A 17828-nucleotide genomic window follows, 5' to 3' on the forward strand; every position below is an offset into this window, starting at 1 on the left:
TTTCAGAAGGCCGCCAGGGCCGCGTAGATAACCGGATCATGGGCGGAGAGCAGGGTCAGATCCGGCTCGGCGCGCTGGTGCAGGGCGGCCAGCCGGGCGTGGTTGGCGCGGACCCGGGCGCGGTCGAAGGCCACCGCGTTCTCGGCGAGCCGCAGGGTGAGCGGGACCCTGGTCCCGTCCAGGGTGCCCCGGTGGTAGAACGCGTCGCCGCAGTGCAGCAGCCAGCGGGAGCCGGCGTCGACCGCCACGGCGGCGTGCCCGCGGGTGTGCCCGGGCAGCGCGATCAGCACGATGCCGGGGGCGATCTCGGTCAGCTCCTTGGCCGCGGTGAACCCGCGCCAGCTCTCCCCGTCCGGGGTGTGCTCGACCAGGTCCGGGCCGTGCGACCACTGGGCGTCGCGGAACCGGCGGCGCTCCTGCCGGGTCGGCGGCCGCAGCGCGCCGGTCACCTCGGCGGCGGTGACGTGCACCCGGGCGTGCGGGAAGTCGGCCAGCCCACCGATGTGGTCGATGTCGAAGTGGGTGACCACGATGTGGCGCACGTCGGCCGGCCGGAAGCCGAGCCGCTCCACCTGCACCACCGCGGTCTCCTCCCGGTCCAGGGCCGGGCGCAGCAGATGCCGGGGCGGGCCCAGCCGGCTCGCCGGGTCGGCCAGGTCGGCCAGGCCGAAGCCGGTGTCGACCAGCACCAGGCCGTTGTCGGTCTCGGCCAGCAGCACGTGGCAGACCAGGTCGCCGCCGGGGACCCGCATGGTCCCGCAGTTGAGGTGATGAACCCGCACGCCGCGAAGGTACGCCGAACCGCGCCGGAAAGCGATCACCCCTGGCGGCTCGGGTGGTGGGCCGGGCGGCGGGCCGCGTCGTGGTGCGGGAGCGAGACCGGGTCGGGCAGGCCGTGCGCCGCGGCCAGCCCGTCCGGGTGCTGCAGCAGGTGCCCCTCGGCGACCAGGTCGGCCAGCAGCCCGGTGAGGCGGGCGTCCAGCTCGGTGGACCGGCGGGTGGACCACCCGTAGAGCTTGGTGACCGCGGCGAGCAGCTCGTCCACCGACAGCATGCCGCCGTCGATCACCAGGTTCTCGCACGCGACGGCCAGCTCGGCGTCGGCGATCTGGTCGGCCTTGCGGGCCACCCCCTCCGCCCGGTAGCGGACCACCGGGTGGGCCTGGTCCGGGTCGCCGAGGAAGGTGCCGTCCCAGGCCACCCCGGCCTGCTCGATGGCGTCCTCGATGGCGGCCCGGGCCGGCCGGGCGATCCGGGCCAGTCCCCACTCCTCGCGCATCCGCTGCAGCGCCAGGCTGATGTGCACCGGTCCCTCGATCTCGGCGAGGCGCCGCACCGCGGCGATCAGGTCCGGGCGCAGGGCCGGGTCGGTGAGCACGGCGCCGGGTGGCAGCGGGGCCAGGCCGGCCTTCCGGTACGGCTGAGCCCACTCCCCGGCGTGCGCCACCCGGGCGGCCCCCTCGAACCGGGCCTCGTCCACGGCCGTCTCGGCCCACGTCCCGCCGGCCGGGGTCCAGCCGGGCGGGGCGCCCATCGTCTCCTCGAACTCGGCGACCGCGGCGGCGATGTCCGGCTGTCCCTCGATCGCCTGGTACCAGGCCGGCCGGTGCGACTCCGCGGGCGTCGAGCGGAGCGCCTGCTCGGCCACCGTGGCGGCCGCGTCGGCCAGGTCCGGGTGCAGGTTGGCGGACTCGGCCAGCTCGGTGCGCAGCTGCGCGATGGCGCCGAGCCGGTCGGCCGGTTCGGCCGTGTCGTGCAGCCCGGCCAGGAACTGCGCGGCGGCCGCGGCCAGCTCCTCGGTGCCGACGCCGAAGCGGGCGGCCACCTCGGCCAGGTCCTCCCGGCTGGCGGCGGTCTGCTCCGGGGCGGGCCGCCAGGCCGGCTCGTCGTCCCGGCTGGCGGCCGGCCACTGGACCTCGGCCACCTGCCGCTCCGGCTCGGCGGCGGGCGGCGGGGCCGGCTCCGCGCGGCTCGCGGTGGGCCACTCGACGCGCTGCGGGGCGGCCTCGTCCTCGCGGGTGGCGACCGGCCACTCGATCGGCTGGACCGTCCGCTCGTCGGCCGACGAGACCGGCGTCCGCTTGGCGGCGCCGAGCCGGGCGGTCAGTTCGTCGCGGTCCGCCGACGGCCAGGAGATCGAGGAGACCTGGCGGTCCCGCTCGTCGGCGATCGCGGACCGGCTGGAGCGGTGGATGGTCGCCGAGGTCTCGTCCAGGTCGGCGGTCGGCCACCGCACGGCGGAGACGGAGGGCGACGACGCGGCGGACGGCCAGTCGACCCGGTCCGGGACCTCCGCCCGGCTGGCGAACGGCCACTCGGCGCGGATCGTGTCCTCCTCGCCCGGCGCCGGCCACCCGGCGGCCGGCTCCTCCGGCTCCGGGGTCTCCGGCCGCGCGTGCCGGCCGGTGGACCGGCCGGGCTCCGCGGCGCTCGGCCAGCCGACCCGGTCCGGATCCTCGGCGCGGCTGGCGAACGGCCAGTCCGCCCGCACGGTGTTCTCGGCCGCCGGCGCGTCCGGAGCCGTCGCGGCCGGCGAGACCGGGGCCGGCGGCACCGAGGAGGTCAGGTCGTCGCCCAGGTAGGCCTCGGCCACCGCGAGTTCCTCCGCCCCGGCCTGCGCCGCCGCGAACCGCGCCGCGATCCGGGCCACGTCGTCCTCCCCGGCCCCGGCGGGCTGGGCCGGGTCCGGGGACACGGTCACCGGCTCGGCTAAGTGCTGCACCTCGGCGAAGGCGGTCAGCGGCGCGTCGTAGTCGTCATCGTGGCCGGGCAGCACGGCCTCGGGCGTCCGGAGACCGTCGGTCTCGTGGGCCGCCGCCAGGTCCGCCTCCGCGGCGGCTTCCGCCTCGGCCAGCCCGATGTCCCCGGCGTCGGTCCAGGCCAGCACGATCTCCGGTTCCACCACGTCCGCGGTGGCCTGGGTGAACGCCGCGACCGGCCCGGCCGACGGGGACCGCCCGGCGGACGACACCCCGGCGACCGCGGCGGCCAGCTCCTCCGCGGAGACCCGCTCACGCTCGACGCCCGGGTCGGGCTCGGCGGTGCTCACCTCGTACCCGAAAGGCTCTTGATCCGCCGCGGCCCCGGCCGCGTCGGTGTACCCGGCGGTGTAACCCTCCGCCCCGGTCGCGACCGGCGTGGCGGTGGTCAGCTCGGGCGCGTCGGACTCCTCGGGCAACGCGGCGAAGGCGTCCTCGATCGCGGCCCGCAGCCGGGTCTCCTCCCGCTCCCGGTCCAGGTACCAGGCGGTCCCCCAGACCCGGTGCAGCCGCCAGCCCAGCCCGTGCAGCACCTGCTCGCGGATCCGGTCCCGATCCCGGGCGGTCGGCGCCGAGTCGTAGGTGGTCCCGTCGCACTCGATGCCCAGCGCGTAGGGCGCGTTGCGGCGGGCCGAGCGGCGCACCGCGATGTCGATCCGGAAGGCACCGGCGCCGACCCGGGTCTGCACCCGATAGCCCCAGCCGCGGATCACGTCGCGCACCGAGTCCTCGAACGGCGTCTGCGACTCGATCGGCTCCGGCTCGGTGTCCAGGTTGAGCGCGGCGATCCCGCGGGCCGCGTAGTCCAGGAAGTCGGCCAGCCGCGAGTCGTCGGCGGGCAGGTCCCGGGCCCGGACCGCGGAGATCACCTCGAGGCGGCGACGGGCCCGGGTGGTGGCCACGTTGAGCCGGCGCCAGCCGTCCGGGCCGGCCAGGCCGCCCAGGTCGGCGCCGATCGCGAAGATCACCACGTCGCGTTCGTCGCCCTGGACCGCGTCCAGGTCCTTGATGAAGAAGCCGCGCAGCCGGTCGTCCTCGGGCGGCACCACCATGTCGGCGACCGCGGCCTCGATCTCGGCGGCGTCGGCGGCCGTGCAGACCACCACGCCCAGGCTCAGCTCGGGGCGGGTGACCAGGTGGTGGGCGACCCGGGTGGCGACCAGCTCGGCCATCGACAGGTCGCCGCCGGCCGGGTAGAGCTGCACGCCGGCGTCCGGGCCGGGCGGCGCGAAGGCCGGGAAGGTGGTGAGCCGGCCCTGATAGAACGCGTGGTTGGCGAACGCGATCAGCGACTCGTCCCGGCTGCGGTAGTGCGTGGTCAGGTCGAGCACCCGGAACGCGCCGCAGCCCAGCGCCAGCTCCAGGATCGAGCGGGGGTCGCCGCCCGGGATCGGGGCGGCCGGCAGCTGCCGGTCGTCGCCGCAGATCACCAGGGCGTTGCCGCGGTAGGCGCAGGTGATCGCGTCCGGCACCGGCACCCGGGACGCCTCGTCGATGATCACCACGTCGAAGACCAGCTCGGGCGGGAGCAGCCGGCTCACGTCGGCCGGCGACATCACCAGGCACGGCTTGACCGCCATCGCGGCGTGCATGGCGCGGGCGAACAGGTCCCGGACCGGCAGCCGGCGGCCCTGCTGGGCGGCGGTGGCGCGGAGCAGGGCGGCCTCGCCGGCCGCCGCCTCGGCCGGCTGCAGCGCGTCGACCGCGTTCATCACCTCGGCGGCGGCGGCCCGCTGCAGGTGCTCGTCCCAGAGCCGGAACTCGTCGACCAGCCGGTCCCGGGCGACCGCGTCGAGCGGGGCGAGCCGGTCGTCGTCCCGGATGATCGCGTCCGCCCAGGACTGGAAGAGGGCCCGGCCGAGCACCGGCAGGATCTGCTCGACCGGCAGGTCCTCGCGGGCGCAGAAGTCGACCACCGGGTCCAGCCCGTGCTCGGCCAGGATGGCGCGGGCCGCCTGGTAGTCGAACCACTCCTGCTGGCCCCGGCTGTCGTCGAGGAGCTCGCGGAGCAGCTCGCGGGCGGAGTCCCGCTCCTCCATCGCGAGCTGCAGGGCCGGGTGCCGGCCGGGCGCGAAGGCGCGCAGGATCCAGTCCCGGGCCGACTGCCACTCGGCGACCCGGGCCGGCAGGCTGTCGGTCGGCTTGGCCCGGCCGATCAGCTCGGCCTGCTCGGCGGTGAAGGCGATGTCCGCGCCGTTGCGGATCCGGCGTGCCTCCGAGGTCCAGGCCATCGCGGTGGCCAGCGCCTCCACGTCGGTCTGGGTGCCGCGGTAGGCGGCGCCGAGCACCTGGGCGTACTCCCTGGCGTTGGCGGACAGCGCGGCCGCGGCCTCCGAGGCGCTCTCCCGGAGCAGGCCGATCGCGGCCGCCTCGGCCAGCGTGAAGTCCCGGCCGGCCGCCACGCTGTACGCGTGCACCAGCTCGGCCACCGCGGTGAACGGCTCGACGTGCGCGCGCAGCCAGGTCACCGCGTCGTGGATCGGCCCGGCGGCCAGCTGCGGGCGGGGCGCCGGCTCCGGCGGGGTGCGCAGCGCGGCGGTCCACCGGTCGAACTCCTTGCCGGCCTCGCCGACGATCCGGATGATCGCGCTGTTCGGGGTGGCCGCGCAGATCCGCTCGATCAGCGTGGGCAGCGCCTCCGGCGGGGTGACCTTCAGGGTCTCCTCGGCGGTGGCCAGCGCCCGCTCGATCGCGTCGAAGTCGGTGTCGGTGCCCGCCCAGTGCTTGCCGAGCACCGCGGCGTGCTGCTCCTCGGCCTCCGCGAGCTCCTGCAGGGCGCGCTTCCAGGCGGCGGCCGCGTTCAGGTTGGCGACCGCCTGGGACCGCTTGACGTCCGGCCGGGCGATGGTGGCCGCGGCCCGCTTGTCCCGCCGGGACTGCGCGCTCAGCTTCCGCAGGCCCTTGTGCTGGTGGGCGAACCGCTCGGCCAGCTCGTCCACCGGCTCGGCCAGCGCGTTGTCGCTGAAGTGCTCCCGGGCCCGGGCCTCGGCGGCCTTCACCACGCTGACCACCCGGCGCAGGTTGCGCATCGCGGCGTGCGCCGCGTTCAGGCCGAGCCCGTCGAACCAGGCCGGCTCCGGCTTGTCCGGGCGGGACAGCAGGTCGACGATCGCGGTCAGCCGGGGCAGGTCGGTGAAGGCCACCACGTTGGGCAGGCCGAGCCGGGCGGTGACCCGGTCCAGGCTGTGCTGGTGCTGCTCCAGCCGGTCGGCCTCGTCGGCGAACCGGCGGGCCAGGCCGCGGGCCTGCGCCGCGGTGAGCGGGAGCAGCTCGACCGCCGGCGGGCTGAGGTGCCCGAGGCTCGGGATGATCGGCAGCTTGGCCGGCGACGGCAGCGCGCTCCAGGTCACCCCGGCCTTGGCCCGGACCGCGTCCTCGGCCTGGTGCAGCGTCTTGAGGTGGCGCAGCAGCCCCTCGGCGGCCCGGGCCACCGGCTCCAGGCTGGCCATCGTGAGCCACTCGTCGGCGGCCTCCGGCGGGCGCCGGGTGGCGTGCCCGACCAGGGTGGTCAGGGTGATCGCCTCGCCGATCGAGCCGATCTGGAAGGCCTCGCCGAGCGGGTCGCGTTCGATCGCCTCGGTCAGGTGGTCCAGGGCGGTCTGCGCCTGGTGCAGCCGGGCGTCCAGCCGGTGGTGGTCGATCACGTCGCGCCAGAGGAAGTCCTCGCCCTCGCGGGCCGGGCGCCAGGCCCGGCCGAGGCGCTCGGCGGCGTCCCGGACCCGTTGCAGCGACTGGGTGGTGAGCGGGATCGGCAGCTCGGTCAGCGCCGGGGCCTGCGGCACGTCGGTCATCTGCGCGCACATGCCGAGCACGTCGTGCAGCCGGTGGCCGAGCGGCTCGCGGACCTCGTTCATCGCCTCGGCGTACGCGTTGAGCCGCTGCCGGTGCTCGCGCAACGCCTCCCGCTCGTCGGTGGACAGGTCCGGCGGCGGCAGCGGGATGAAGTCGAGCGCGGCGGCCAGCGCGGCCGCCACCTGCTCCCGGCCGGTCCGCCCGCTGTGCAGGTCGAGCAGGTAGTCGTCCAGGCCGACCGGGGCGAGCCGGTCCCGGACGGTGTCCAGCGCGGCGGCCTTCTCGGCGACCAGCAGCACCCGGCGGCCGGCGTGCAGCAGCCCGCCGATCATGTTGGCGATGGTCTGCGACTTGCCGGTGCCGGGCGCGCCGCGCATCACGAAGGTCCGGCCGTGCAGCGCCGCGGTGATGCAGGACCGCTGGCCGGCGTCCGCGTCGAGGACCAGTGGCACGTCGTCCGGGGAGGCCACCTCGTCGATCCGGCGACCGGCGATCACCTCGAACTTGAAGGCGTCCGGCTGCCCCTCCGGCGTGCCGGCCAGCGCCCGGACCACCGGGTGGGCGAGGATCTTGCGTTCGTGGTCGAGCAGGTCGGTGTACATCACCTCGCGGTGCACGGCGAACCGGCTCAGCATGATCGCCTCGTCGGAGTGCCAGTCCGGGTGGTCGCCGAGGGCGGCGTCCAGGCGGGCCCAGAAGACCGTGACGTCCAGCCCGGTCAGGCTGTCCACCGCCGGCAGCTCGATGTTGTGCCGGCGCAGGCAGATGTCCAGGGCCGGGTTGACCATCGGGTCCTCGGCCCGGGGCAGCAGCCGCGGGTAGTCCTCCGGGTCCGGGCAGACCAGGTCGACCGGGATCAGCAGGATCGGGCTGCAGTGCTGCCGATCGCCGTCGCCCGGCAAGGCGCCGTCCTTCCACCGGACCGTGCCGAGACCCAGGTAGAGCGTGGCGACGCCCTGTTCGAGCACGTCACGGTGGGCGGCCCGGCGCAGGGCGCGGAGCGTGGCGTCCATCTGGGCGTCGGTCATCGCGGTCTGGAAGACGTGCGCGGCCCGCGGCCGCGGGCCCTCGGCCTGCTCCTCGATGCCCAGGAAGCCGCACTCGCGGCCCTGCTGGAGCGCCTCGACGACGCTGCGCGGCGACGGACTGACGATCTCCACCACGCCGGGCGCCGCCGTCCGCACGTCGATCAGCGGATTCCCGCCGGTGAGGTCGAGCAACCCGTCCCGCCACGACTCCAGCGTCGCCCGCACCCGGGCATCCGGCCGCCCCGTGAACCCGTCCGACTGATCCCACCGCATTTTCCCATTGCAGCAAGGCGACGGGCCGCATGGTGGCGTTTTTTCGGGTTAATCCGACGTTCCGCACGGATCGGGCCAACTGGCCGCCCCGTGCGTCACAGCGGCCCCATCAGTCCCAGGTCGGAACCCACCACTGCCAGCCGGCCGGGGCGAGCGGCCAGGCCGCGTCCGGCCGCCAGCCCTCTGGCGGGTACCACCCGTCCGGCGGGGTCGGCCAGCCCGGCGGCACCTGGAACTTGATCCCGGTCGGCGCGGACGGGATCGGCGGGTGCGGGTTCGGCTCCGGGGCCGGTGAGACCGGGGCGGTGCCGGTCACGGCGGCCTGCTGGTGCTGCTGCTGCTTCGCCATCACCGCGCTGAGCGCCGGGATCACAGTGGTCTCGGCGATCTCCCCGGTGCCGCCGAAGAGCGAGGTGCCCGGGACCGGGGAGGTCGGCACGCCCGGGATCTGGTGCGCCGGCACGCCGGGGACCACCGGCTCCTCGACCTGGGTCCGGCCCGCGATGGTCGGCACCGGGCCGCTCACCGAGGCGGCCCAGCTGGGCACCGGCCCGCTCGGCTGCACCCAGGTCGGCACCAGCTCGCTGCGGTCCATCCAGGTGGGCTGCGCGTCGCTGCCCTGCGCGGCCCAGGCCGGCACCGCGTCGCTGGAGGTCATCCAGCTGGGCACCGCGGAGGTGCCGGCGGCCGGCAGGTCCGGGCCGGCGCCCGCCGGGGCGACCGGGGTGGTGGCCGGCGGCGGCGAGACCGGCGCGACCCGGCCGGCGCCGCCGCGGGCGGCCGGACCGGTCCAGCTCTCCGGCAGGTCCTGGACCCGGGCCACGTAGAGCAGCACCTCGGTCTTGATCGCGTTGCTCTTGACCACCGCGCGGGCCGCCACCACCAGGCCCCGCTCGGACTGGTAGCGCAGCACCGGGGCGAGCTCGACGCTCATCTTCGGGCTGAGGTCGCCGACCCGGGCGTCGCCGAGCCGGACCTCGACCAGGTGGCCGGCCATCTCGTGCAGCGTCACGTAGGCCCAGCACTCGCCCTCCGGCCGCTGGAACCGGGCGAGCGCGTCCAGGTGCTGCTCCTGGCCGTTGACCTGGAGCGCCGAGCCGGTGGGCAGCAGCCGGTGCTCCTGCCGGGGCGGGTCGTTGGCCGGCACGATCATGTGCGGCTCGGCGAGGTCGAGGCGGATGGTGCCGACGAAGGCCGGCGGGCGGCCGTCGTACTCCCCCCACTCGCGGCCGTGGATCTGAGCGTTGACCTCGGGGATCAGGTTGCGCTTGGTCAGCTCGGTGAGCACCCCGACGTAACGGGCGGCCTCCGGGCGGGGCAGGTGGCCGAGCAGGGCGTTGTCGGACCAGACCCCGACGGCGTTGCGGTCGTGGCGGTTGCTGCGGTCGGGTATCAGCTGGACCGGGACGGTGATGTCGGTTCCCTGTGGATCGAACTTGGGCCCGAAGAGCGCCCGGATCGCTTTCGCATAGTGCGTCTCACCGACGACCTCGGCGCTAGCCCAGCCCGCTTGACCCCAAAGTTGGAACCGATTTGCCACACGGGAACGCTAGTGTCTGCTTTCCGTCAGTGACGTCGTCCATACGGATGAGTGGTGTCAGCCGGACGGTCCGTATCCAAAAGATCAACTCTCCGCGTCGAGCGCTTGATCCAGGTTTGCGAGCTGTTCACCCACCGTTCCGATGGCGATCATGCCGGTCCCGGCGCCCGCCACCTCCCCCGCGGCCGGTCCCAGAGCGGTCCGGGCGCGCCGCATCATCGGGCGATCGCCGCTGGTCACGGCCGCTTTCCCGAGCAGCCACCAGAGTGCCTCGGCGAGCAGGCCGGGCGGCGGGTCCGGGAGATCCCGCAGCGCGCGGTGGTCCCACAGGGGCAGGACCCATGTCGCGTACGACCCGAAGCCCTCGAACGCGCCGAGCTCGCGTCCCCGCCGCAGCCGCGCCCCGAGCAGCGCGAGCGCCACCAGACCGTCCCCGACCCCGGGCATCCCGGCCGCGTCCAGCCGCTCGCCGAGAGCCCGGTAGGCCCGCTCGACCGCCGGGTACCCCGCACCGTCCAGGTCCTCCCGCAGCGCCGCGTAGCCCGCGGTGAAGACCTCGACCAGCGGCAGCTCGTGCCGCACGCCCAGCCCCCCGGCCGCCGCCGCGTGCCGGTCCGCGCCGGCCAGGTCGCCGAGCGCGGCCCGCGCCTGCACCCGGACCAGGTGCCCGAGCACCTCGGCGGTGACCAGCCCGTGCCGGCCGGCCAGCGCGATCAGCTCGGCGCCGATTGCGTCCCGCTCGGCGGCCAGCCCGGTCCGGTGGCACCGCTGCATCCAGCTCGCGTTGAGCGCGAACGCCAGCAGCGCCGGGTCGTCCAGCTCCCGGGCGATCGCCTCGGCCTGCCGGGCACACTCGCCCGGCCACGGATCGGTGGTGCCCCGCGCCTCCAGCCCGATCGTGGCGAGCAGCCGGGCGCGGGCCGCCGGGTGCCCGGCCGGCAGCGCGGCGAGGGTGCGGGCGGCGGCCGCCACGATGCCGGCCGCCCGGTCCGGGTCGTCCGCGCGGGGCCAGACGGCCGGCACGTCGTACGCCCCGATCACCCGGGCGGTCAGCTCCGGGTCGCCGAGCTGCTCGGCCGCCACCACCGCGGCGGCCCGCTGCTCCCGGGCGGTCCGCAGGCCACCGGCCCCGGTCACGGCGAGCGCGCGGAGCAGCCCGACGGCCGGTTCCAGCCGGGCCCGCGCGCCGCCGGCCACCCGGTCGTACGCCTCGGCCGCCCGGGCCAGCGGATCCGCCGCGCCGGGGTCCAGGCCCGGCGCCTGCCGGAGCACGTCCTCCTCGAGCCGGCGCAGCGCCGGCCCCGGGTCCACGCCGAGCTGCTCGACCAGCAGGGTCCGGGCCCGGCGCAGCACGGCGAGGGCATCGCCCTGACGGCCGGTCCGATAGAGTGCCAGGGCGAGCAGGCGCCAGCCCTCCTCCCGCCAGGGGTGCGCGGTCACGTGCGCGTCCAGGTCGGCGATCGCGGCGGCGTCCAGCCTGGCTGCGGCCCGGCTCTCGACGGCTTGCAGGCGCAGCTCGGTGAGGCGGGCCCGGTCAGCGGCGGCCCACGGCGCTTCCGGGAAATCGGCGTAGGCGGGACCGCGCCACCACCCCAGCGCCTCGTCCAGGACGGCCGGGTCGGTGGACCGGGCGGCGGCTTCGAAGCGCCAGGCGTCGACGGCCTGCCCGGTGGGGCGGAGGGCGTACCCCAAACCCTCAGTGACCAGCAGCGATGCCGGCGCCCTCGGCGGCCGGTCCGGTTCCAGGGCGCGCCGCAGCGCGGCGACGAACGTCCGCACCGCGGCGACCGCGCCGTCCGGCGGCGCGACCCAGAGGTCCGCGACCAGATCGCCGACCGGCACCACCCGCCGTCTGGCCACCAGCAACCGGCCCAGCACCGCCCGGTGCATCGGCCCCTTCAGCCCGACCCGCCGCCCGGCCGCGTCGACGGCGATCAGCGGGCCCAGCACGCCGAAGCGGATCTCGCTCATCGGTTGCTCATCCGCCTTCCGCAGGCTGATTCCCGAGTCACCCAGAAAGGATCACCCATGGTCGAGTACCACCAGATTCCGGTCGCCGACGGTGTCGCGCTGCACACCGCGGTCGCCGGCTCCGGCAGCCCGGTCGTGCTGCTGCACGGCTTCCCGCAGACCCACCTGATGTGGCGGCACGTCGCCGCCCGGCTCGCCGCCGACCACACGGTCATCTACCCGGACCTGCGCGGTTACGGCGCCAGCGACAAGCCGGCCGAGACCGGCCCGGACGTCTACAGCAAGCGGACCATGGCCGCCGACATCGTGGCGCTGGCCCGCGAACTGGGCCACGACCGGTTCGCGCTGGCCGGGCACGACCGCGGCGCGCTGGTCGCCTTCCGCGCGGCGCTGGACCACCCCGGCACGGTCACCCACCTGGCCAGCCTGGACGTGCTGCCGACGCTGGACATGTGGGACGTGATGCGCGGGGCGAGCGCCGCGGTCGGCTGGCACCTGTACCTGATGGCCCAGCCGCCGGGCCTGCCGGAGCGGATGATCGCGGCCACCGCCGACGAGTTCTTCGGCCACTTCCTGGACGTCTGGACCAGGGACCCGGCGGCGATCCCGGCCGACGTGCGGCGGGCCTACCTGGACGCCGCCCGGGGCGCGGTGCCGTCGATCGTCGCCGACTACCGCGCCACGGCCGGCATCGACCTGGCCCACGACCGGGCCGACCGGGCCGCCGGGACGACGCTGGCCATGCCGGTCACCGTGCTGCAGCAGGACTGGGGCTCGCTGCTCGGCTTCGACGCAGCGGCGCTGTGGGGCGCGTGGGCGCCGGATCTGCGGCACGTGCCGGTGCGGGCCGGGCACTTCATGGCCGAGGAGGTCCCGGATCTCGTCGCGGACGAGATCCGGGAGCTGCTGACTAGAGCTTGATCACCATCTTGCCGGTGTTCTCGCCGCGCATCAGGCCGAGGAACGCCTCGGGCGCGTTCTCCAGGCCCTCGACCACGGTCTCCTGCGCGGAGATCTGCCCGGCCCGCAGCCAGCCGCCGACCTCGGCCACGAAGTCCGGCATCCGCTTGCTGTGGTTGCCGACGATGAAGCCGCGCAGGGTCAGCTCCTTGCCGATGGCCAGCGCCAGGTTGCGCGGCGCGGCCGGCGGAGCGGTGTCGTTGTACTGGGCGATCGCCCCGCAGAGCGCCACCCGGCCGAACTTGTTCAGCGACGTGATCGCGGCTTCCAGGTGGTCGCCGCCGACGTTGTCGAAGTAGACGTCGATCCCGTCCGGGGCGGCCGCGCGCAGCTGCTCCCGGACCGGGGCGTCCTTGTAGTTGAACGCCGCGTCGAAGCCCAGCTCGTCGACCAGGTAGCGGACCTTCTCCGCGGAACCGGCGCTGCCGATCACCCGCTTGGCGCCGCGCAGCTTGGCGATCTGGCCGACCACGCTGCCGACCGCGCCGGCCGCGCCGGAGACGAAGACCGTGTCGCCCTCGCGGAACTGGGCGATGTCGAGCAGGCCGACATACGCCGTCAGGCCGGTCATGCCGAGCAGCCCGAGGTAGGCCGACGGGGTCGGCGCGGCGGCCGGGTCGACGACCCGCACGTGCCCGGCGTCCACCACGGCGTGGTCGCGCCAGCCCAGGCCGTGCAGCACGGTGGCGCCGACCGGCACCTCGGCCACGTCCGAGGCGATCACCTCACCGATCGCGGCGCCGTCCAGCGGCTTGCCGACCTGGAACGGGGCGACGTACGACTCGACGTCGTTCATCCGGCCCCGCATGTACGGGTCCACCGACATGAACCGGTTGCGCACCAGCACCTGCCCCGGGCCCGGCTCCGGGGTGGGCAGCTCCACCAGGTCGAAGTTGTCGGCGGTCGGCCAGCCACTGGGCCGGCTGGCAAGACGGATCTCCCGCATCGGATCCTCCACAGGTCGTCGTTGGTAATCGACAGTATGTCGAAAAACTCGACGCCGCGTTACTGTGATCGCCATGACGACGGTTCCGGCCGGCCGCCGGCGCGGCCCCAGCAAGGGTGACCTGCGCGAACGGGCGATCCTGGAAACCGCTCGCCGGCTGCTGGCCGACAAGCCGCTGGCCGACATCACGATCGACGAGCTGGCCGCCGGGGCGCAGATCTCCCGGTCCAGCTTCTACTTCTACTTCGACTCGAAACTGGCCGTCGTGGTCGCGCTGCTGCACGGGCTGGCCGGCGAGCTGGGCCGGGACAGCGAGCCGTGGCTGGCCGGCACCGGGCCGGACGTGCCCGCGCTGCGCGCGTCCCTGACCGCGCTCGCCGCGCTCTGGCGCGACCAGGGCCGGCTGATCGCCGGGGCGCTCGCCGCCGCACCCGGCTGCCCACCCATCGCGCAGTGGCGGGCCGGGCTGCGCGAGGCGCACGTGGCCCGGCTCGCCGCCCGGATCGAGCGGGACCGGGCGGCCGGCCTGGCCCCCGACGGCCCGGCGCCCCGGGTGCTCGCCGCGCTCGTCGACGACCTGCGGACCGCCGCGTTCGCCGCCGCGGCCGACCCGGAGGCGCTGGTCGACGACCTGGTCACGGTCGAGCTGCGGATGCTCTACGGCGATCTCCCGGTTCCTGGTTTCGTGGTTCCCCCCTCGCAGCCGTGATCGGCGGGGCACCCTGAGGTCATGCGTATCGGGGTCATTGGGGCAGGGCAGCTGGGCGGCACGCTGGCCACGTGGTGCGCCGAGAGTGGGCACGACGTGGCGGTCACCTCGCGGCATCCGGACCGGCTGACCGACCTGGTCGAGCACGGCGACGGGCACATCCGGGCGATGTCGATCCCGGAGGCGGCCGCCTTCGGCGAGATCGCGTTCTTCGCGCCGAACTGGGAGTCGGCCCACGAGGCCGTCGACCTCGCGCACGACGCGCTCTCCGGGAAGGTGGTCATCGACGCCACCAACCCGCTGACCACGCCGGCCCCGCCGCCGCTCGGCGCGCAGCCGGACGCACCCGGCCCGGGCGGGCTCGGCGCGTTCGCCCCCGGTTTCCCGTCCGCGCTGGAGATCCCGGCGTTCGTCCGGGTGCCGGCCGCGCCCGGCACCAGCCCGGCGATGGGCGCCTCCAGCAAGAGCGGCTTCGAGACGCTGATCTCCTGGGCACCGGACATCCACTGGGTGAAGGCGTTCAACACCATCTCCACCGACGTCCTCGACCGCCGGCGCGGCCACGACCCGCTGCTCGCCGAGTACGTCTGCACCGACCAGCGCGACGCCCGCGAGGCGGCCTGCCGGATCATCCAGGAGCTGGGCTTCGCCCCGTTCTTCGCCGGCGGCCCGGAAGCGGCCCGGCTCACCGAGACCGGCGGCCCGCTGCAGATGCGCGAGGTGGACGTCCAGGACGCCAAGGACGTCCTGGCCGAAGCCCTGGCCACCATCCACTGACGACCCGCTCGCGCCAGGCCGTCGGGTGGGCGCGGGCCGCCTCGATCGCCTCGGCCAGGGCGGCGCACTCCAGGGGCCCGTCACCACCGCTTACGGTACGACCGAAGCCGCCTCCACGGTCGCGACCAGCGCACCGACGCGCAGCACGCCGTCGTCCAGCGGCACGCACCGCACCCCGCCACGGCGGCGTAACGCCTTCATCGCCCCCGGCCCGACGGTCACGTCCATCCACGCGCACGGGTTGGCCGCCCGGCGCACCGCCAGCCGCACCGGCCCGTCCCCGGAGTCCAGCACGAGCACCGACCCGACCAGGTCGTCCACCGTCCGCTCGCCGACGACCAGTCCGGCCACGAGCACGTTGCGCCGCACCTGGGCCAGCCCGACGCCGGCCGGCAAGGACTCCCGTGCGATCACGGTGATCGACGCATCCCGATGCGCCGGATGATTGAAGTACCGATCCCCCACGATCCCCATCCCGGCCCGCACCCGGACCTCCCGCACCAGCTCGCCGTCCGGCGCCGCCCCCGGCCCGTCCTGGGGCCGCCCCTCGAACCGATGCACCGGCGACGCCAGCAACTCCACGATCTCCACCCGGCAAAACTAGGTGACCGGTGGTGATCGCGGGTTGGTCGGAGTCTTGATCGACCCGCGTTGTTGTTCAGCGGGTGGCCGGGGACCGGCTTCTGTCCGGTTGGCGAGCTGGACAGCTCCGGGCGAGGCGGGCGAGGTTCAGCCGCTCTCGGGTTTGGGGTTGGCGATCGTGACCGGCCACGGGCGTCGCCCTGGAGGGCTGAGCGTTCTGGACGCGCAGCGGCCAGCTCGGCCCGGAAGGGTCCCTGGCGGGAGCGACGATCAGTGATCAGCGCGGATCCGAGTCAGCCGGCCCGTGAATTTGATCTTGCAGACTGACGCTGAATACGGCGCATCCGCTCAGAGTGTGGGGAACCCGGCCGATAGGAACAGGTCGGAGGGAGACGGCGTTGATCGGCTACCCGCGGTCACTGGCCCGGACCGCGTTCTTCGCCCTTCTGTACGCCGCCGCGGTCTACGCCGGACGACGGACCGCGATGGTCGACGACGGCGTCAGCCTGGTCTGGCCGGCGGCCGGCGTCGCGGTCGTCTGGTACTGCGCGATCCGCGACGCGCCCACCCGCCACCTGGACATGCTGCTGCTCGCGGTGATCCTCGGCGTCGGGAACTGGTGGACCGGCGCACCCCCGGCGGTCGGCGTGGTCGCCGGACTGGTCGGCCTGATCCAGGTCGGGATCTTCCGGTGGACGCTGCGCCGGCTGCGACCGACCCTGTGGGGCGCCGGCGGCACCGACTGCCTGCGCTCGCCGCGCGACCTGTGGGCGCTGTTCGGCGCCGGACTGGCCTGCAGCGTCGGCGCGAACCTCGCCAGCCTGCTGGGCCGCTGGCTGGTCACCGGCTCGATCCCGGTGGCACTGTCGGTGATGTCGCTGGCCCGGCACATGGCCAGCATCCTGATCTTCGGGGCGGTCGGGATCTGCGTCGGCGCGGCGCTCGCCGGACGCCACCGGCCGCGGCGCGAGGCACGCTGGCGGAGGGCGGAGACCGCGGGGATCCTCACGGTGAGCTTCATCGGGCAGACCGCCGCTTTCGCGTACGAACACAAACTCCCGCTGTCGTTCGCGCTCCTCGGCTTCACGGTCCTGGTCGGCACCCGGCTGCGCACCCCGTGGGTGCTGCTGCACACGCTGGTGGTCAGTCTCGTCGCGATCCAGTACACGCTGCTCGGCTCCGGGCCGTTCGCGCAGGTCGGCGACGTCAGCCGGCGGGCGGTGATCGTGCAGCTGTTCTGTGTCCTGGTCACCCTGGTCGGGCTGTCGCTGTCACTGGCCCGCGACGAACGGCGGGAGCTGCTGGCCGCGCTCGCCGAGGAGAAGGCGGAACTGGAGGCGCAGCGCCGGCAGGCGGCCCACCACGCCGACCTGCTCACCGCGATCATCGACTCGATGGCCGACGGGCTCGCCGTGGTCGCCCCGGACGGCCGGGTCACCCTGCACAATCCGGCCGTGGTCGACCTGCTCGGCAGCGCCTCCGGCTGGCAGGGCCTGCACCGCCTGGACGGCACCCGGTACGCCGAGCCGCCCTACCTGCCGGCGCTCGCCGGTGAGGACGTGCCCGGGGTGGACGTGCTGGTCCGGAACCCGGCGGTGCCGGACGGCCGGGTGCTCCGGGTGACCGCCACGCCGTTGCGGCACCCGGACGGCACGCGCAGCGCGGTGGTGCTCTTCCACGACGTCACCGCGGAGCGCCGGCACCGCGACGAGCTCACCAACTTCGCCGGGGTGGTGGCGCACGACCTGCTCAACCCGCTCGCCAGCATCGAGGGCTGGACGACGGCGGCGCAGGACGCGCTCAGCGACGTGCCGGAGCACGCCGGTCTCGACGAGGCGCTCGGCTATCTGGCCCGGCTGCTGCGGGCGTCCACCCGGATGCGCGGGCTGATCGACGGGCTGCTGGCCTACACGACCGCGCGGGAGGCGGCCGTGGCGCCGGCCCGGGTCGACCTGGGCGAGGTGGTCGCCGACATCTGCCTGGCCCGGACGGACGCCGCGGTGGCCGCCGGGAAACCGGAACCGGTCTTCGACGTCGGCCGGCTGCCGGCGGTGCAGGCGGATCCGATCCTGGTCCGCCAGCTGATCGACAATCTGATCGGCAACGCCGTCAAGTACACCGCGCCCGGGGTCACCCCGGCGCTGCGGATCACCGCGGACGGCTCGCCGGCGGACTCGGCCGCGGCCGACGCCGGCATGGTGACGGTGCGGATCGCCGACAACGGCATCGGCATCCCGGAGGGGCAGCACGAGGCGATCTTCGGGAACTTCCACCGTGCGCACACCACCGGCGGCTACCTCGGCACCGGTCTCGGCCTGGCCATCTGCCAACGCATCGTGGAACGGCACGGCGGTCACATCGCCGCCTCGGACAATCCGGGCGGCGGCTCCTGCTTCACCTTCACCCTTCCGGCCGCCGCACCGTCCCCCGCTCCGACCCACCCGGTTCTCTCCCGCGCCTGATCCCGCCCCTCCCTCCCGGTCCGATCCCC

The 17828-nt window shown here is 75.2% G+C and carries 10 protein-coding genes; 4 read left to right on the forward strand and 6 right to left on the reverse strand.

Annotation, left to right across the window (positions count from 1 at the left end; all coding sequences use genetic code 11):
- Nucleotides 1–2: 2 nt before the first annotated feature.
- The 4 genes from BJY16_RS40740 to BJY16_RS40755 form a co-directional block, all read right to left on the reverse strand.
- Nucleotides 3–782, reverse strand: coding sequence for an MBL fold metallo-hydrolase (locus BJY16_RS40740; RefSeq protein ID WP_185044857.1), 780 nt, complete (start codon nucleotides 780–782; stop codon nucleotides 3–5).
- A gap of 35 nt (nucleotides 783–817) precedes the next feature.
- Nucleotides 818–7852: a DUF3320 domain-containing protein gene (locus BJY16_RS48820; protein WP_185044858.1), complete on the reverse strand. Its 7035-nt coding sequence runs from the start codon at nucleotides 7850–7852 to the stop codon at nucleotides 818–820.
- 109 nt (nucleotides 7853–7961) lie between these two features.
- Complete coding sequence (locus tag BJY16_RS40750; RefSeq protein WP_185044859.1) at nucleotides 7962–9392, reverse strand: hypothetical protein; 1431 nt, start codon at nucleotides 9390–9392, stop codon at nucleotides 7962–7964.
- Between the two features lie 84 nt (nucleotides 9393–9476).
- Nucleotides 9477–11363, reverse strand: coding sequence for an AfsR/SARP family transcriptional regulator (locus BJY16_RS40755; protein ID WP_185044860.1), 1887 nt, complete (start codon nucleotides 11361–11363; stop codon nucleotides 9477–9479).
- A 57-nt stretch (nucleotides 11364–11420) separates the two neighbouring features.
- Between BJY16_RS40755 and BJY16_RS40760 the strand changes: the two genes are divergently transcribed.
- Nucleotides 11421–12284, forward strand: a complete 864-nt coding sequence (locus BJY16_RS40760) for an alpha/beta fold hydrolase (protein ID WP_185044861.1) — start codon at nucleotides 11421–11423, stop codon at nucleotides 12282–12284.
- Here the strand turns inward: BJY16_RS40760 and BJY16_RS40765 are convergent.
- Nucleotides 12274–13269: an NADP-dependent oxidoreductase gene (locus tag BJY16_RS40765; protein ID WP_185044862.1), complete on the reverse strand. Its 996-nt coding sequence runs from the start codon at nucleotides 13267–13269 to the stop codon at nucleotides 12274–12276. The two genes, BJY16_RS40760 and BJY16_RS40765, sit on opposite strands and share 11 nt — an antisense overlap.
- 73 nt (nucleotides 13270–13342) lie before the next feature.
- Between BJY16_RS40765 and BJY16_RS40770 the strand changes: the two genes are divergently transcribed.
- Both BJY16_RS40770 and BJY16_RS40775 read left to right on the forward strand, forming a co-directional pair.
- Entirely contained in the window at nucleotides 13343–13978 is a 636-nt protein-coding gene (locus BJY16_RS40770; protein WP_185044863.1) for a TetR/AcrR family transcriptional regulator, read from the forward strand.
- Nucleotides 13979–13999: 21 nt separating this feature from the next.
- The gene (locus tag BJY16_RS40775; RefSeq protein WP_185044864.1) at nucleotides 14000–14755 is read left to right on the forward strand and encodes an NADPH-dependent F420 reductase; all 756 of its coding nucleotides are present in this window, start codon (nucleotides 14000–14002) and stop codon (nucleotides 14753–14755) included.
- A 90-nt stretch (nucleotides 14756–14845) separates the two neighbouring features.
- On the opposite strand, the gene BJY16_RS40780 is transcribed toward BJY16_RS40775, so the two are convergent.
- Nucleotides 14846–15346 (reverse strand): molybdenum cofactor biosysynthesis protein, encoded by a 501-nt coding sequence (locus tag BJY16_RS40780; protein ID WP_185044865.1) that lies wholly within the window; start codon nucleotides 15344–15346, stop codon nucleotides 14846–14848.
- 389 nt (nucleotides 15347–15735) lie between these two features.
- On the opposite strand from BJY16_RS40780, the gene BJY16_RS40785 reads away from it, so the two are divergent.
- Nucleotides 15736–17799 carry a sensor histidine kinase gene (locus tag BJY16_RS40785; protein WP_239176609.1) on the forward strand — a complete coding sequence of 688 codons (2064 nt, stop codon included), beginning with the start codon at nucleotides 15736–15738 and terminating at the stop codon, nucleotides 17797–17799.
- The last annotated feature ends 29 nt before the right edge of the window (nucleotides 17800–17828 follow it).

Source organism: Actinoplanes octamycinicus, assembly GCF_014205225.1.
GTDB lineage: Bacteria > Actinomycetota > Actinomycetes > Mycobacteriales > Micromonosporaceae > Actinoplanes > Actinoplanes octamycinicus.

What these genes read in the sequence shown, in the direction of transcription:
- BJY16_RS40755 (WP_185044860.1), bottom strand. Translation starts at nt 11,363, where the DNA reads ATGAGCGAGATCCGCTTCGGCGTGCTGGGCCCGCTGATCGCCGTCGAC.
- BJY16_RS40760 (WP_185044861.1), top strand. Translation starts at nt 11,421, where the DNA reads ATGGTCGAGTACCACCAGATTCCGGTCGCCGACGGTGTCGCGCTGCAC.
- BJY16_RS40775 (WP_185044864.1), top strand. Translation starts at nt 14,000, where the DNA reads ATGCGTATCGGGGTCATTGGGGCAGGGCAGCTGGGCGGCACGCTGGCC.
- BJY16_RS48820 (WP_185044858.1), bottom strand. Translation starts at nt 7,852, where the DNA reads ATGCGGTGGGATCAGTCGGACGGGTTCACGGGGCGGCCGGATGCCCGG.
- BJY16_RS40770 (WP_185044863.1), top strand. Translation starts at nt 13,343, where the DNA reads ATGACGACGGTTCCGGCCGGCCGCCGGCGCGGCCCCAGCAAGGGTGAC.
- BJY16_RS40765 (WP_185044862.1), bottom strand. Translation starts at nt 13,269, where the DNA reads ATGCGGGAGATCCGTCTTGCCAGCCGGCCCAGTGGCTGGCCGACCGCC.